The organism is Thiopseudomonas sp. SA1F2-1K, from assembly GCF_057443035.1.
The window spans coordinates 693395-709474 of record NZ_CM172014.1; the positions used below are offsets into that span (position 1 = coordinate 693395).

Annotated in this window: 17 protein-coding genes, 1 tRNA gene and 1 pseudogene; 6 read left to right on the forward strand and 13 right to left on the reverse strand. The window is 48.3% G+C overall.

What is annotated here, in order from left to right:
* Nucleotides 1-111: 111 nt before the first annotated feature.
* The gene (gene brnQ, locus AC2T15_RS03285; RefSeq protein WP_486778717.1) at nt 112-1428 is read left to right on the forward strand and encodes a branched-chain amino acid transport system II carrier protein; all 1317 of its coding nucleotides are present in this window, start codon (nt 112-114) and stop codon (nt 1426-1428) included.
* A gap of 82 nt (nt 1429-1510) precedes the next feature.
* On the opposite strand, the gene purD is transcribed toward brnQ, so the two are convergent.
* The 7 genes from purD to AC2T15_RS03320 form a co-directional block, all read right to left on the reverse strand.
* Nucleotides 1511-2797: a phosphoribosylamine--glycine ligase gene (gene purD / locus AC2T15_RS03290; RefSeq protein ID WP_486778718.1), complete on the reverse strand. Its 1287-nt coding sequence runs from the start codon at nt 2795-2797 to the stop codon at nt 1511-1513.
* Between the two features lie 16 nt (nt 2798-2813).
* Entirely contained in the window at nt 2814-4421 is a 1608-nt protein-coding gene (gene purH / locus AC2T15_RS03295; protein ID WP_486778719.1) for a bifunctional phosphoribosylaminoimidazolecarboxamide formyltransferase/IMP cyclohydrolase, read from the reverse strand.
* Between the two features lie 62 nt (nt 4422-4483).
* Nucleotides 4484-4795 (reverse strand): DNA-binding transcriptional regulator Fis, encoded by a 312-nt coding sequence (fis, locus tag AC2T15_RS03300; RefSeq protein WP_053101525.1) that lies wholly within the window; start codon nt 4793-4795, stop codon nt 4484-4486.
* Nucleotides 4792-5790, reverse strand: coding sequence for a tRNA dihydrouridine synthase DusB (gene dusB / locus AC2T15_RS03305; RefSeq protein ID WP_486778720.1), 999 nt, complete (start codon nt 5788-5790; stop codon nt 4792-4794). The genes fis and dusB overlap by 4 nt, the downstream gene beginning before the upstream one ends.
* 122 nt (nt 5791-5912) lie before the next feature.
* A complete protein-coding gene (locus AC2T15_RS03310) occupies nt 5913-6917 on the reverse strand; it encodes a DUF3426 domain-containing protein (RefSeq protein WP_486778721.1) in 1005 nt (334 codons plus the stop codon).
* Between the two features lie 53 nt (nt 6918-6970).
* Nucleotides 6971-7849, reverse strand: a complete 879-nt coding sequence (gene prmA, locus AC2T15_RS03315; RefSeq protein WP_286592850.1) for a 50S ribosomal protein L11 methyltransferase — start codon at nt 7847-7849, stop codon at nt 6971-6973.
* Between the two features lie 4 nt (nt 7850-7853).
* The gene (locus AC2T15_RS03320; RefSeq protein ID WP_486778722.1) at nt 7854-9071 is read right to left on the reverse strand and encodes a 1-acyl-sn-glycerol-3-phosphate acyltransferase; all 1218 of its coding nucleotides are present in this window, start codon (nt 9069-9071) and stop codon (nt 7854-7856) included.
* Between the two features lie 226 nt (nt 9072-9297).
* Between AC2T15_RS03320 and AC2T15_RS03325 the strand changes: the two genes are divergently transcribed.
* Both AC2T15_RS03325 and AC2T15_RS03330 read left to right on the forward strand, forming a co-directional pair.
* Nucleotides 9298-9573, forward strand: coding sequence for a putative signal transducing protein (locus AC2T15_RS03325; RefSeq protein WP_053101528.1), 276 nt, complete (start codon nt 9298-9300; stop codon nt 9571-9573).
* A gap of 31 nt (nt 9574-9604) precedes the next feature.
* Nucleotides 9605-10231, forward strand: a complete 627-nt coding sequence (locus AC2T15_RS03330) for an SOS response-associated peptidase (protein WP_486778723.1) — start codon at nt 9605-9607, stop codon at nt 10229-10231.
* A gap of 10 nt (nt 10232-10241) precedes the next feature.
* Here the strand turns inward: AC2T15_RS03330 and AC2T15_RS03335 are convergent, their stop codons facing one another.
* From AC2T15_RS03335 to AC2T15_RS03355, 5 genes are all read right to left on the reverse strand, one after another.
* On the reverse strand, nt 10242-10514 hold the full coding sequence (locus AC2T15_RS03335; RefSeq protein ID WP_286638130.1) for an HPr family phosphocarrier protein: 273 nt from the start codon (nt 10512-10514) through the stop codon (nt 10242-10244).
* 5 nt (nt 10515-10519) lie between these two features.
* Nucleotides 10520-11386, reverse strand: coding sequence for an RNase adapter RapZ (gene rapZ, locus AC2T15_RS03340; RefSeq protein ID WP_486778724.1), 867 nt, complete (start codon nt 11384-11386; stop codon nt 10520-10522).
* A gap of 2 nt (nt 11387-11388) precedes the next feature.
* Nucleotides 11389-11859, reverse strand: a complete 471-nt coding sequence (ptsN, locus tag AC2T15_RS03345) for a PTS IIA-like nitrogen regulatory protein PtsN (protein WP_486778725.1) — start codon at nt 11857-11859, stop codon at nt 11389-11391.
* Between the two features lie 6 nt (nt 11860-11865).
* Nucleotides 11866-12174, reverse strand: a complete 309-nt coding sequence (hpf, locus tag AC2T15_RS03350) for a ribosome hibernation-promoting factor, HPF/YfiA family (RefSeq protein WP_053101533.1) — start codon at nt 12172-12174, stop codon at nt 11866-11868.
* Nucleotides 12175-12287: 113 nt separating this feature from the next.
* Entirely contained in the window at nt 12288-13763 is a 1476-nt protein-coding gene (locus AC2T15_RS03355) for an RNA polymerase factor sigma-54 (RefSeq protein ID WP_486778726.1), read from the reverse strand.
* A gap of 237 nt (nt 13764-14000) precedes the next feature.
* On the opposite strand from AC2T15_RS03355, the gene AC2T15_RS03360 reads away from it, so the two are divergent.
* Nucleotides 14001-14077, forward strand: a tRNA-Met gene (locus tag AC2T15_RS03360).
* 226 nt (nt 14078-14303) lie between these two features.
* Here the strand turns inward: AC2T15_RS03360 and AC2T15_RS03365 are convergent.
* Nucleotides 14304-14444, reverse strand: a complete 141-nt coding sequence (locus AC2T15_RS03365) for a helix-turn-helix domain-containing protein (protein ID WP_486779006.1) — start codon at nt 14442-14444, stop codon at nt 14304-14306.
* Nucleotides 14445-14674: 230 nt separating this feature from the next.
* On the opposite strand from AC2T15_RS03365, the gene AC2T15_RS03370 reads away from it, so the two are divergent.
* Together AC2T15_RS03370 and AC2T15_RS03375 are read left to right on the forward strand one after the other, a co-directional pair.
* Entirely contained in the window at nt 14675-15976 is a 1302-nt protein-coding gene (locus tag AC2T15_RS03370) for an ISL3 family transposase (protein ID WP_486779007.1), read from the forward strand.
* Nucleotides 15977-15990: 14 nt separating this feature from the next.
* Nucleotides 15991-16068: pseudogene (locus tag AC2T15_RS03375) on the forward strand (DNA methyltransferase); the annotation flags it as partial.
* Nucleotides 16069-16080 lie beyond the last annotated feature (12 nt).

Below are 16080 nucleotides of genomic sequence, written 5' to 3' on the forward strand. Positions count from 1 at the left end.
TTGCGCTTACCCAGCGCCTTCTTGATCCATCAGTTAACTTGGGATGAGTTAATACTCCATGATCACTGCGCAGCTTAGGATGAGTGCACGGTATATTACAGCGGTTTCTGCATGTCTCGTTTAAACAAGGGTGAATTATTGGCGTTGGGGTTTATGACCTTTGCGCTATTTTTGGGTGCCGGCAATATTATTGTTCCTGCCGCAGTCGGCATTAACGCCGGCGATCAACTGTGGTTGGCAGCGCTTGGTTTTTTATTAACTGGGGTGGGGCTGCCACTATTAACTGTGGTGGCGCTGGCGCGGGTCGGTGGCGGCATGGCGCAGCTCACCAGTCCGATGGGCAAAGTGGCCGGCACGCTATTGGCGATTGCGGTGTATTTATCAATTGGCCCGCTGTTTGCTACACCGCGGACGGCGGTGGTGTCATTTGAAATTGGCGTGGTGCCCTTTAGTGACGATAGTGCTTGGGCTTTGCTTATTTACTCCACGCTGTACTTTGCGTTAGTTACCTATCTGGTGTTAACCCCAGGCCAGGTGTTAGATCAGGTGGGGAAAATCATTACCCCAATTTTACTACTGGCATTAGTGGTGTTAGGTGCTGCCGCAATTTTTGCTCCAGCAGGACAGGTATTAGCGCCTGAAACGGCGTATCAAGCCAATCCCATTGTTAAAGGTTTTTTAGAAGGCTATCTGACCATGGATGCCTTGGGGGCGTTGGTTTTTGGGGTGGTGATTGCGACCGCGATTCGCAGCCAAGGAGTGACTGATCAGCGCTTAGTTACCCGTTACTCAATTATTGCTGGGATTATTGCTGCGCTAGGCTTGAGCTTGGTGTATTTGGCGCTCATTTACTTAGGCGCCACCAGCCATACTATTGCCCAGGTTAGCGATAATGGCGGACAAATTTTAGCCGCTTATGTACAGCACACCTTTGGCCCTATTGGTAACTTACTGCTAGCGATTGTGATTACTTTGGCTTGTTTAACCACTGCCACGGGTTTGTTGATTGCCTGCGGTGAGTATTTTAGCCGCTTAACAGGTTTTTCTTATAAAACAGTGGCCTTGGTTTTTATTGTGTTTAGCTGGGGAGTGGCGAACCAAGGTTTATCGCAGTTATTAAAATTTTCCGAGCCAGCGTTGGTTGGGTTGTATCCACTGGCGATTGTCTTGGTATTACTTAGTCTAGCCAATCGTTATTGGCGTTCAGAGTCACTGATTATGAGCAGTTGTCTTGGCTTAACCTTGGTGTTTGGTATTTGTGATGGGCTAAAGGTGGCCGGTTTAGGGCAGTGGGTACCAGAGGTCATGCAACAGTTGCCCTTCGCCGCGCAAGGCATGGGCTGGGTATTGCCGGTAGTGATTCTGCTATTTGTGTTGGTGGCCTCTGAGCGCTTACTAGGATCCCATAAGTCTGGTGCTGCCTTGTAGTTTGGACCACTGAATAAACACTAACGAAAAAGCCCCTTTAATCAGAGCCATCTAATAGATGGCTCTGATGTGATATTGAACGTTACTGCTGTTCACGCTCAATGGCTCGATAGCCAATATCTTTACGATAGAACGAGTCTGGCCAGTGAATTGTTTCCGCCAGCTTATAAGCATTGGCCTGTGCTTCGGCAACCGTGTCACCAAGCGCGGTGGCACAGAGCACCCGACCACCGTTTACGGTCACCTGCTGATCCACTAGCTGAGTGCCGGCATGAAACACCTTGCCTGGCAGTTGTGCTGCTTGCTCTAAGCCCGTGATGACGTCACCTTTACGGTAATCCGCAGGATAGCCGCCAGCTGCAATCACCACCCCTAGACTTGGGCGCGGATCCCACTGCGCTTCTACCTTATCTAAGGCTTTGGCCAGTGCCGCTTCAATCAAGAGAATAATACTGGACTCAAGGCGCAGTAAAATTGGTTGGGTTTCAGGATCACCGAAGCGACAGTTGTATTCGATAATTTTTGGAGCACCGGATTGATCAATCATCAAGCCCGCATACAAAAAGCCAGTGTAAACGTTGCCTTCAGCAGCCATGCCGCGCACGGTTGGGTAAATGATTTCATCCATTACCCGCTGATGTACGTCAGCCGTCACTACAGGTGCGGGAGAATAAGCACCCATACCGCCAGTGTTAGGGCCAGTATCGCCATCGCCAACTCGTTTGTGGTCTTGGCTAGTAGCCATTGGCAGTACGTTTTCGCCGTCGACCATGACGATAAAACTGGCTTCTTCACCGTCTAAAAAGTCTTCAATCACCACGCGCGAGCCGGCATCACCAAAGGCGTTGCCGGAGAGCATATCGGTAATGGCGTCTTCTGCTTCTTGCAGGGTCATGGCGACGATTACGCCTTTACCAGCGGCCAAACCGTCGGCTTTCACTACAATCGGTGCGCCTTTTTTGCGGACATAGGCCAGTGCTTCATCGACTTGGGTGAAGTTAGCGTAATCTGCAGTAGGGATATTGTGACGAGCTAAAAAGTCTTTGGTGAACGCTTTGGAGCCTTCCAACTGAGCCGCTTTAGCCGTTGGGCCGTAGATTGGCAGATTGCGTTCGCGGAATAAATCCACCACACCTGCTACCAAGGGGGCTTCCGGGCCAACAATGGTTAAGGCCACTTGGTTAGCTGCAGCAAAGTCAGCCAGCTGTTCAATGGCTAACACATCAATTGCTACGTTTTCGCACTTAGGCTCAGTGGCGGTACCGGCGTTACCGGGAGCTACGAATACTTTAGTCACGCGTTGATCTTGCGCGGCTTTCCAAGCGAGTGCATGTTCGCGCCCGCCATTACCAATAATTAGAATATTCATCAATTAAACTCCAAAATTAATGGCGGAAGTGGCGCATGCCAGTAAAGACCATAGCGATGCCGGCTTCATCAGCAGCAGCAATCACTTCCTCGTCACGCATTGAGCCACCTGGCTGAATGACTGCTCGAATACCGGCTTTAGCAGCATTATCAATGCCATCCCGGAACGGGAAGAACGCATCGGAGGCCATCACCGCGCCTGGCACTTCAAGGCCGGCGTGTTCAGCTTTAATTCCAGCGATACGCGCGGAGTTGACACGGCTCATTTGGCCTGCGCCAACGCCGATGGTTTGACGGTTTTTAGCATAGACAATGGCGTTAGATTTAACGAACTTGGCCACTTTCCAAGCAAAAATCAGGTCATGGATTTCAGCTTCGCTGGGTGCGCGCTGGGTAACGATTTTTAAGTCGTCGGCGGTAATCATGCCGATGTCACGGCTTTGGACTAATAAGCCGCCGTTAACTCGTTTGAAGTCCCAGCCAGCTGCACGTTCTGCTGGCCACTCACCGCACTCAAGTAGACGCACGTTAGCTTTAGCGGCTACCACTGCGCGCGCTGCAGCTGAAATTTTTGGAGCGATAATCACTTCCACAAACTGACGCTCAACAATGGCTTGGGCAGTATCGCCATCTAGTTCGCGGTTAAAGGCAATAATCCCGCCAAAGGCTGACTCGCTATCAGTGGCATAGGCGAGATCATAGGCTTTACGGATACCGCCCTCAGCCTCTGGAACAACTGCTACACCGCATGGGTTAGCGTGCTTAACAATGACGCAAGCCGGTTTAGTAAAGCTTTTGACGCACTCTAACGCTGCATCCGTATCGGCAACGTTATTGAAGGACAGCGCTTTACCTTGTAATTGCTTGGCGCTAGCGACCGAAGCTTCAATGGAGTTGGCTTCAACATAGAAAGCCGCCTGCTGGTGCGGGTTTTCGCCGTAACGCATGTCCTGGGCTTTAATAAACTGGGTATTAAAGGTGTTAGGGAAATCGCTGCGCTGTTCGGTGCTGAGTTGCTCGGCGCTTTGATCAATGGTGCCAAGGTAGTTGGCAATCATGCCGTCGTAACTGGCAGTGTGCTCAAAGGCCTGTAGGGCTAAGTTAAAGCGCTCGGCGTAGGTTAATCCGCCTTGTTTAAGGCTATCGATAATCCCCGCGTAGTTGGCTGCATTGACCACAATGGCTACGTCCTTGTGGTTTTTAGCTGCACTGCGAACCATGGTTGGGCCGCCAATATCAATATTTTCAATGGCATTGGCTAGATCGCAATCGGGGTTAGCTACGGTGGCAGCAAACGGATAAAGGTTAACGGCAACTAAATCAATTGGGGTAATGCCATGCTCAGCCATAACCGCTGTGTCTTTATCGCGACGCCCTAAAATACCCCCATGGATTTTGGGATGCAGCGTTTTAACGCGGCCATCCATCATTTCTGGGAAGCCGGTGTAGTCTGCTACTTCAATTGCCGGCACCTGATTATCTTTAAGCAGTTTGTAGGTGCCGCCAGTGGAAAGAATTTCTACGCCAAGGGCGCTGAGTTGCTGGGCAAACTCAACGATACCTGTTTTATCAGACACGCTGATCAGGGCGCGACGTACAGGTAGACGAGTGGTTTGGTCTGTCATGGATAGTCCTAATAGTTACGCTGCTTCAGAGCAGTAAAAGAAAAAGATGCACTTAACAAGACTTACAGTAAGTTATGTTGCTTGAGTTTTTTACGCAGCGTGCCGCGGTTTAACCCCAGCACTTCCGAGGCTTTAGTTTGGTTGCCTGCAACATATTCCATTACGGTGGCTAACAGCGGCGCCTCTACTTCGTTGAGTACCAAGTTGTATACATCTGTGACGTCGGCGCCTTCTAAATGCATAAAGTAGTCGCGCATAGTGCTTTCAACGCACTCACGTAAGGTGATGTTATTGGAAACGGTGTGAGGGGCAGTGGAAATTGTATCTGTCACCGAAGTTGTCTCGCTATCAAAGTTCGTGTTGTGTAATGTCATGCCGCTACCTTTAAACCTTGAGCATAAAGCGTTTGAAAGAAGTCTTGCACCTGCGCAGATTGCGCCTGCGGGCACTCCAGCTGATTAAAGTGGGATCTAAAGGCTTTAGCGTCGGGGTAGTCAGCTAAGTACCATTGCACATGTTTACGGGCAATGCGTAATCCTAAATGCTCACCGTAAAACTGATGCAATTCGGTGAGGTGTTGTAAAATCGTTTGTTCTACCTTAGATAAAGCTAAGGCAGGGGCCAGCTGGCCAGTGCGTAAATAGTGATTAATCTGCTGAAATAACCAAGGTTTACCTTGGGCCGCTCGACCAATCAGTAAGCCATCAGCTTGGGTGTAAGCTAAAACATAGTGCGCTTTTTCTGGGCTATCAATATCACCATTCGCCAATATCGGAATTTTTCGCTGCTGTTTCACTAAGGCAATAGTGTCGTATTCAGCACAGCCTTTGTACAGCTGATTACGGGTACGGCCATGGATGGCTAATGCACTGATTCCTGCGTCTTCGGCGATTTTGGCGATTTGAGGAGCATTTTTATGGCTTTCGTCCCAGCCGGTTCTGATTTTTAATGTGACCGGTACTGTTACGGCGTTGACCACCGCAGTTAAAATATCTGCCACTAATAATTCATCTTGCATTAAGGCAGAGCCGGCGGCTTTATTACACACCTTTTTTGCCGGGCAACCCATATTGATATCAATAATTTGCGCACCGATTGCTACACATTGCTGCGCGGCATGGGCCATCATTGCCGGATCATTGCCGGCAATTTGGACTGCGCGTGGCTCGGGGTCATCAGGGCGAATCAAGCGTAGACTCGATTTTCGACTATCCCACAAAGAGGTATCACTGGTAAGCATTTCGGCCACCACCATTCCTGCTCCCCACTGGCGGCACAGCTGGCGAAAAGGTCGATCGCTGACACCTGCCATAGGCGCTAAAATTAAGCGGCTAGCCAACATATAGGGACCAATATGTAGCTTTGACATTTAATAAGCCTATGTAATCGGGGGAGTAAAGGAGGGTACTGGGTAAAAAGAGACGGCATCATACCCGTTTTGTCGGCTTTTATAAAGTCAGTTTGGCTGAAAAATGAGCAGTTTGTTTAGGCTTAATAAAAGCTCATTTGGTACTGCGTGGCTTCTGCGCCTAAGTCTACTACATTCAAAGCGATATGGATTGGAGTTGCAGTAGGCATGTTAATTGCCCCACTTAGCTCTCCTGATAGGTAGTCTTTGGGTTTAAAGCTTAAAGTTAATAATGTGTGTCCTTGAGAGTTTTTAAAACGAAGTGACAAGCTAGGAAAAGGTTGTTTGAAAGTCGCTTGATTTTCTATGACGGCATTGAGTTCTAAAGTTGCAGGCTCTGTGGGGTGTGGGCGCACACTTAAGCTGTGAATAATAACTTTCTGTAGATCGACTAATGGTGGAAGTTCGCAATTTGTAATTAAACAGAAATAACCGAGTGCTGGTCGTAGTGCTGAGTGCTCTGCGAGCGAGGCTAAATTAGCGTAGCTCCACTGTAGTAGTAACAATATGGTGGCCAGTAGTGATCCTGCGCACCATAGTCTAGTTTGACGTTTAGTTGAAACTGGCTGATTTAAGTTTAAGGGAGTGTCGAAATGGAAGTCACTGGAAATATTAGGGCGGATTGGTGGCGATGGTAAATGAGAGGAAGTATTGGTTGCATTATTAGTAGTTGCTTTGTTTTCGCCATTAAAGAAAGGCATGTCGTCCCAATACAGCTCAGGCGCTTGTAAGATATGTTGGTTTTTCGTTTGGTGCAAATGCTGCTCTTGAAGTGATTGGAAGTCTTGACTGTAATCAATTTGATCAAGACTAGATATATTAAATGATGGTCTGGAGTCTCTTTTTGAGCTGTTGACTTGAGGGAGTGTCGCTTGATGATACGCTAGGTTATTATCTATTAGTTTTTCTAAGCTTGGAGCTGGCGTAAGCTGAGGAGTATTAGCTTCAAGTTGCTTATAAATGCCCTGAAGTAAGCAGTCACAATGAGGGCATTGTACCGGATGGGAATGCCCCGGCAAACCTATGGGGGGGTTTGCTTTAAACTGCAAGTTACAATCTGGGCATTCAAATAAAGGAGCTGTAGTCATAGCCGTTTTGTACCTTAGCAACAATCAATGAAAGTCCGTCAACATTAATAGATTTAAGCTTTTCGCGTACCTGAAATTAGCACCCAACCCTCTTGCTCTACGGTGGGATCCAGCTCAAATAGCTCGGCGTACGCCGCGCGCACTTCTGCGGCTTGTTCGGCCAAAATACCTGATAAGGCCAAGCGGCTGCCAGGGCGGGTATAGCTGCTGATCACCGGCGCTAAACTGACTAAAGGGCCGGCCAGAATATTAGCCACGACGGTATCAAAGTGTCGTGTAGGCATGGCTTCTGGCAAGTAGAGTTCAAAGGCGCTATCAGCAATTTGGTTGCGCTTGGCATTATCACGGCTAGCTTCAAGGGCTTGGCTATCAATATCGGTGCCAACTGCTTGTGTGGCGCCGAGCAATAAGCCAGCAATCGCTAAAATTCCAGAGCCACAGCCAAAGTCCAATATTTGTTGGCCGGTTAACGGCTCACCATCTAACCATTGTAAACACAAGGAGGTGGTAGGGTGGGTGCCAGTACCAAAGGCTAGCCCTGGGTCTAATAAAATATTAACTGCGCTTGGGTCAGGGGCTTCATGCCAGCTAGGAACGATCCATAAGCGCTGGCCAAACTGCATCGGATGAAACTCATCCATCCAGCTGCGCTCCCAGTCTTGATCTTCAATTTCTTCAAAGGCTAGGGTTGGGACAGTCTCACCATATAAAGCTAATAAAGCTGTCACTTGTTGCTCGGTAGCCGGTTGTTCGAATAGGGCTAATAAGTGTGTATGTTGCCAGAGAGGGGTAGTGCCAAGATCAGGCTCATAGATGGGTTGATCAGCGCCGTCAATAAAGGTCACTGAAACAGCACCCACTTCGAGCAGGCGATCTTCCCATTTAGTGGCTAATTCAGGGGTAATAGAAAGGCGAACTTGGAGCCAGGACATAGGATTACTCATGCTCAGAGGTGTATTCAGGTGCTGGGCTGGCGTCAGCTGTTGTGGCTGCGCTGGCTAGCTGTTGCTGTAATTGATACAGGTTCTGCACGGGATAGGCGTACTGCTGGATTAAAAAAGGTTGATGCTCCACGGGGCAGCTGGCTAAACGTTCAGCCCAAATGCTTTTTGCTTTGGCAATCTCTTCAGCGCTAAAAACCTGTTCAGCACTAGGCACTAGCAGTTGTTGGTCGCGCGCTTGCCACTGGTGCCAAGCGAAATAGTGCACGGGAAATAAACGGTAGTGACTAATAATTTCTTGGTCAATATATTTAGCAAGGGCTTTGGTGTCGGTAAAGGGCTGAGTAATTGGATCACTAAAGTGGATGTGCACACGGCCTTTATAGCCAGTAATGCCAAGGGCGATGCTTTGGTCATCTTCACCGGGTTGCTTGGTGTACTCGCCGGTGGTGGCTAAAATGTACAGTTCCCGCGCTTTGGCTAAATCACAAGGATCATATTCATAGCTAATAGCAATTGGAATCAGGCTCAGTGACTGCACCACCTCGCTAAAGGCTTCATCTTTACGGCTAATATGCAGCATTTTTAAAATGGCGGAATCGGTACGATCGTTACCGTCTTTAGCGCGACCTTCGGCTTGGGCAATCCACACTGATTGTCGGTCTTTGGTGATGGAGTGGTTGATATAGGCTGAAAGTTGTTGAAAAGCCTCAAGTTTCTCTTTGCGTCCAGTCACTGAGCGGCGCACGATAAAGCTTTTGTTTAGGCGCATTAAGTCGCTAACAAAGGGGCGTTGCAGCAGGTTATCGCCAATCGCAATCCGCGGCGTATCTAGCTGGTATTGAAACATGGCGTAGGTCGCTAGAGCCGGATCCATCACAATATCGCGGTGATTTGAAATATACAGGTGGGCGGTATCAGCAGTTAATCGTTCCATGCCACTGAGGGTGATGCCGTCAGTGACTTGCTCAATACTTTTTTCGATATAGTCCTCAATTAAACGCTGCAGCTGTTCAATTGAATGAATCAGGCGGGATTTCTCTTTTAACTGCCAAGAAATAATAGGCCGAATCAGCCAGCCGGCTACCTTTGCCAGTTTGGGGAAGCGGTAGTTAGCAATAGCTTGTAGAAACTCGGGATCATGCAGCAGACGAGTGAGCACCGTAGACAATTCAGAGTTGTCATAGGGGCGAATATCATCAAATTGGCCCATCATTCTCTCTTTCAAAGTTGTGTTAAGCAGCCGATTGACTTGGCTGACTGCCGGTAGCCGGCAGTGTAAAGTTGGAGGATAACAGCATATAAAAAAGTGCTCTATGTTACGCTGTTCAGCAACTATTGTGTACGTCTGACGCATTTTTATGCGTTGCTGCTCAAGTAATAGGCCTCGGTTAAGGCCAAAATTTAGCTATGAGCGAGTGATAAAATGAGGGCTATAAATGCAGTGCGTGTATGAGCCAGTTGACTTATTTCAGGCCGAGTTACTGTTAGGTATGTTGCGTAATGAAGGCATAAGTGCGCATTTAGTAGGGGCTGATTTAGTTGGTGGAATGGGGGAGTTACCGGCTTTAGGCTTGCTGCGTTTAATGGTTCCAGATCAGCAGGCAGAGAAGGCGCAACAAATGATTGAGCATTATTTATCTGCCACACCTTGTATTGATGACGAGCTGGATGAGCAGTTAGCTATTAGTCAGCCGGGCAGCTTGTTATGTTAATCCTAGGCAGGATAAGTATTGGGAGTTTACTGTGAGTCAACGCTTTGGCTTATTTCGCTGGGATGAGCAATTGGCGGCGCTGCCAGGTTTTCCTGAGCATCTGCGGGCGCACTGGAACTTAACCCCGAAAAAACAGATTTTGATTCTACGGCAGGCAGCTGAGCAAGTAATAGCTGAGTGTGCGTATTGGGGCTTTACCCCTAGTTGGATGCAAGACTTGTCACGGGCCAGTGCCCATGCTCGTTCTGAAACGGTGGCTTCGCAGCCATTATTTAAGCAGGCATTTGCCAAGCAGCGCTGTGTGATTCCGGCCAATGGTTTTTTTGAGTGGCGCGGTAAAGGCAAGCAAAGCAAGCCTTTTTGGTTGCAGCAACAGGCAGCCGAGCTGATGTACTTTGCTGGGATCTATACCGTATTTCAGGTGCAAGAGGTGAGTTATGTGAGTGTGGCTATGCTAACTCAGGCTGCAGCTTATTTGCGGCGTCCGGTTATTTTGACTGAGCAACAAGCTCGGGAGTGGATTGATCCGCAAGCTGATTTAGCAGCGCTGCAAGCGATGCTGTCGCTGCCATCGTCAATCACATTATTTGAGCGACGTGTGACTCCGCTAGTGACCGATCCTGAGTATGATGGGATTCGTTGTTTGGCTGAAGCTTAGCCGGTAAGCGTTATTGCTCTTCGTAAAAGCCTGACTCGACCAATTCACTGAGGGCCGCAATGGCCTCTTGTTGCGCTTCGCCTTTGGCGGTAATCACGATTTGCTGCCCTTTGGCCGCCGCCAGTAGCATTAAAGATAAAATATTTTTACCGTCTACCAGTTGCTCTAGCGAGGTGCCTGCTTGTATCTCGCAGGGAAAGCGGCGGGCTAGTTCAACAAACTTCATGGAGGCGCGCCCATGTAAGCCGCGTTGGTTAACAATAGTGAGCTGGGTTGTGAGCATAGGAATTAGTGCTTTGCATGCAGATCGCGATGTCTAATTTGTAAGTTGGGCAGCTTGCCATCCAGCGCTTTAGCTAATTGATCCACCAAATACACTGAACGGTGGCGGCCACCTGTGCAGCCAATGGCGACCGTGACATAGGCGCGATTGCTATCGGCGATGCGGGGTAACCATTTGCTTAAGTAAGCGTAGAGATCGGCGTACATTTCGCCTACTTCAGGCTGCTGGGCAAAGTATTCGTGTACCGGCGCGTCTTGGCCGCTATAGGCGCGCAATTCTGGTTCCCAATAAGGGTTAGGCAAACAGCGCACATCAAACACTAAGTCCGCATCAATTGGTAAGCCTCGTTTAAAGCCAAAAGACTCTAATAAAATCGAGGTGGTAGGTTCGGGTTTATCCAGTAACCGTAACTTAATGCAGTCGGCTAGCTGGTATAAATTAAGTTGCGTGGTATCAATGGTTAGGTCAGCTAGCTGCGCAATAGGCGCCAGCATCTGCTTTTCTGCCTCAATCGCCTCCGCTAACGACAGTGAACCTTTAGTCAACGGATGACGGCGGCGCGTTTCAGAAAAACGTTTAAGTAAGCTGGCATTGCTCGCATCCAAGTACAGCACATCACAATCAATATTGCGTTGCTTGATTTGTGCTAGCAGTTGCGGCAGTTGCTCTAACTGATGCGGTAAATTTCGCGCGTCAATTGACACTGCAACCTGTTGAGTAGCAGGGTCATTGGCCAGTAGGGTATTTTCTACCAGATTAAGCAGTAGCTCGGCGGGTAGATTGTCAATGCAGTAAAAGTTGTTGTCTTCTAGTACCGCTAGCGCTGTACTTTTTCCTGAGCCCGATCGACCGCTGACAATAACCAGCTGCATAGCTATACCTCAAGTAAGGATTGAGCATTAATAACTGTTTGATAGAGTGCCTGACTGCTGGAAGCGGAGCGCAGTTGCTCGCAGACTTCGGGCTGATTTAAGAGTTGAGCCACTTGGCGTAACAGCTCAAGGTGTTGATCAGTTGCATCGTCAGGAACCAGTAAGACAAAGAATAAGTCCACCGGTTCACCGTCAATCGCGTCAAAATCGACTGCTGTTTCTAGTTGCAGTAGGGCGCTGATCGGGGTGCTGCAGCCTTCCATGCGGCAGTGGGGGATAGCAATGCCATCGCCAAAGCCGGTAGAGCCTAGGCGCTCTCTGGCAATTAAGTTTTCGTAGAGGGTGTCTTCATCAAGTTGAGGACAGTCGCTTACGATTAAGGCAGCAATTTGTTCAAGGACACGTTTTTTGCTGCCACCCAGCGCGTTGACTTGGCAACGGCTGGGGGTCAGGATTTGTTCTAATCGGATCATGTGAGGTTAGTGCTCAACTGCACCTTTATTGCGATCAAGTAACTTTTCTTTGTGCTTAATCAGTTGACGGTCTAGCTTATCGACCAAGAGATCGATAGCTGCATACATATCCTCGTGCTCTGAGTTAGCAACCACTTCGCCGCCAGCAATTAAAATAGTGGCGTCGATTTTTTGCTTTAGTTTTTCAACACTCATAACAACACGAGCGCTGGTGATTTTATCAGAGTGTCGCTCAAGCTTGGCAAATTTATCGTTTACATAGTTTTTCATCGCTTCGGTTACGTCTAACTGATGACCAGAAATATTAACTTGCATAGGACTCTCCTTTTTGCTCTTAGAAAGAGGTCTAGAGGCTAGACCTCGTAGTTATTACACTCTTTTTAATTTCTATGTTGCTTTACTGTACTCTAAATTAACCTGTTGTGGGGTTAAAAGCGTTGCTTTCGGTCACTAGACGAAGGGATGTCTAGGCTTTCGCGGTATTTAGCCACAGTACGCCGTGCGACATTAATTCCTTCAGCTTCTAGAAGGTTTGCTAACTTGCTGTCACTTAAGGGTTTTTTGGGATCTTCTTGCTTAATCAGTGCTTGAATTTTGGCTTTGATTGCAATTGAGGAAGAGTCTTCTCCATCAAGGTTGTTGACATGGCTGGAGAAAAAGTACTTCAACTCATAAACCCCAAATGGAGTATGCATATATTTTTGTGCGGTGGCACGCGAAATGGTGGATTCGTGCATCTCTAGCACCTCGGCCACATCGGCTAATACCAGAGGCTTCATATATTGCGCGCCACGCTCAAAAAAATCATATTGAAACTCTAAAATCGCGTTGGCTACTTTAAGAAGCGTTTCGCCACGGTTTTGTAAACTGCGGATAAACCAGCGGGCTTCTTGCAATTGCTGATTAACAAAGCCTTGCCCTGTGTTGCCTGGCGCTAGACTTGAAGGTTGACTCAGCCGAATCCGCGGTAAGCTATTGGGGTTGAGTTCAACTTGCCAGCGATCTTGTACTTTGCTCAAAATCAAATCAGGCACGATATATTCAGTGCTAGCGGTTTCATACTGCAAGCCAGGCTTAGGATCGAGTGTTTTTAGCAGATTAACAATTTGGCTGAGCTGCTCTTGATTAATCCGCATGCGCCGAAGCAGAGGAGATAAGTCTTTTTCGCCTAGATAGTTTAGGTACTTACTGCAGAGTAACTGGGCTTGAGCAAGCCACGGAGTGGTTTCGGGAAGCTGAGCTAACTGCAAGCTCAGACACTCGCCTAAACTTCGCGCAAATACCCCTACAGGTTCAAACAACTGCAGCTGTTGCAATAATGATTCGGCTTCACTCTGACTAAGGTCAGTGAGTTGGTGCTGCAGTTGTTGCAGTAACTGCTCCCAGCTATCAATAAAGTAACCCGCCTCGTTAAGGTTATCGATTAAGGCGAGGGCGGCTACTTGCTGCTTATTAGATAGCTTAAGTAAGTTCAGTTGCCACAGTAAGTGGTCTTTTAAACTGGTGTCAGAGGCTGTATTAGCCCCATAGTCCCAGTCTTCATCGCTCGTACTTGGTAAATGGCTGGCGCTGGTTTGGTAAACATCGTCCCAGCTGGTATCAAGGGCCAGTTCGGTTGGAATTTTTTCTTCCCACTCTTGGGTCTCGGAGTGATCCGTATGGAGACTGTCTGGTTCTTGTTGGTTGGTGGTTTTTTCTGCCGGCGAGGAAGTGTCTAAGGCCTGTTCTTGAAAAGAGAACTCTTCATGCTCATCCACCGACTCGAGTAGGGCATTGCTTTCTAGCGCATCTTGAATCTCTTGCTGCAAATCCAGTGAGGACATTTGCAATAAACGGATCGCTTGTTGCAGCTGGGGCGTGAGCGCTAGTTGTTGAGAAGTAGAAAGAGTGAGCGAAGCTTTCATGAGTACAGAATCCGATTAAAGTAGCCATTAGCTTAAGCAAGATACATGCCTAAACAATACTACCTTTAGCGCTTTTAAAGCAAAGCGCCGGTTGTAAGCTGTGCGCTAGTTTTATTGTCTTGTTTCTTGTGTTTGGCAACTCAGAGCAAAATACCTATTTTTCTGTTTAAGTGTTTGATAATTAAGAGAATTTAAAATAAAGTTTGCGTTAGTGATTTACCTGTGTATAATGGCTCTCGCGGGATGGAGCAGCTTGGTAGCTCGTCGGGCTCATAACCCGAAGGTCGTCAGTTCAAATCTGGCTCCCGCAACCAGATACTAAAGCCCTAACTTTCAATAAGTTAGGGCTTTTTTTATGCCTGCGATTCCTGCCTTAAAAACCGCCTAAAAAACCTCTGTGATACTTCTGTGACGTATGTGTGACAAATCGCTCATACCAAATTTTACTAACTCAGTAAAAACGACCTTAAGTCTTTTTTTACACCATCTAAAATCTTATTTTTCCTACATATTACTGTGCCATCCTTGGCCATTTCCCGCCTATTCTGTCTTGACTGGTAAGTACTCCAACCAATCACTGAACTCACATTGAAATAGCTTGCATAGCTTGTCGAGAGCATCGAGCTCAATACGCTGCGCGGTTTCTTTATAAAGAAGAGTCACCGTATTTCGATTAATGATGGCTGTTCAATACAACTTGCCAAAGCGCGCTCAGGATTGTGTGTTTATCGGTGGCTTATGCATGACATTGGTAAAGTGCTGATGCATTACAACACCGGCAATGACAATAAAACGGGAGTTAATGGGGCTCTTCGCATTTGAGGGTGTGGAAAAAATCTGACCGGCTGGAAAAGGTGCCGGGGAACTTGGAAAATGTAAGCTCCTACACCAACAAAAACCAAGCCCCCGACATGAGCAATCTTACCTTTTCCAGCCCAGACCTTTCCAGCTTTTGCCAACTAAATATCCTCGGCCTGACTGCCACTGGACAACATCTTTGTGCAGAACGCGCCGTCATCGAATGCCGTTTCACCAAAGCACCTGAGCCGTGCCCCAAGTGCGGTGCTGCTGGCGTTTCACGCGGCACGGTCGATAGGTATCTTGCTCACACACCTTACGGGCAACGGCCAACTACATTGTTGCTGCGTATTCGGCGTTGGCGTTGTATTTGCGGCTGCTTCTGGCACGAAGATACCAGCAGTGCTGCGCCGCCACGCGCAAAGCTTTCCCATGGAGCGATACGCTGGGCATTGGCTGCCATCGTGCTGGATGACTTGTCGGTATCCCGTGTTGCGAGCCATCTGGACGTTGCCTGGCACACCGCCAATAGCGCTATTATCAACGAAGGTCAGCGCCTGCTTTTTAATGACTCGACACGTTTTGACGGTGTGACCGTGCTGGGCGTGGATGAGCATGTCTGGCGGCATACAAGCTGGGGTGACAAGTACGTCACCATCGTGGTTGACCTTACGCCCGTGCGTAACAAAACTGGGCCGGCCCGCTTGCTCGATGTGCTGGAAGGCCGCTCCAAACAAGCCTTTAAACAGTGGCTGAACAATCGTCCCAAGGCTTGGCGTGACCAGATTGAAAGCATTGCCATGGACGGTTTTACGGGGTTTAAATCTGCGGCACAAGAAGCCTTGCCCCAAGCCCAAACCGTGCTGGATCCCTTTCATGTGGTGCGCTGGGCAAGCAACATGCTGGATGAATGCCGCCGGCGTGTGCAACAAGACGTCCTAGGCCGTAGAGGGCGTAAAAACGACCCGCTCTACAAAAGCCGTCGAACGCTGCTGACCCGGATCAGCTACCTGTCTGACGCCAACAAAAAGCAACTGTTCCAGCTGTTTGCAGATGAGCACCACCTCGAAGTGGATTGCACTTGGAACATGTACCAACGGGTGGTCAGCGCCTACAACGAGCCGGATCGAAGGCGTGGTAAAAAACTCATGGAAGAGGTCATAAATATCATTACAGCCAGTGACTTGCCCAAAGCGCTCATCGAGGTGAAAGGCTTGGGAAAAACGCTGAAAAAATACGCGGATAGCATCCTGGCCTACTTCGACCGACCAGGAACCAGCAACGGACCTACAGAAGCTATCAATGGTCGGCTAGAACACTTGCGAGGCACTGCTTTGGGCTTTAGAAATTTAACCAACTACATCGCCAGGTGCCTGCTGAAATCCGGAGGGTTTAGAAACCAGCTACACCCTTAAATGCGAAGAGCCCATTTAAATGGGAAAATAGTGCAAAAGATAACGCTGCTGTACATGTTGTAATTATTGGCTTGTCTGCAAACCCCGCTGTTAAAAAACTCTTT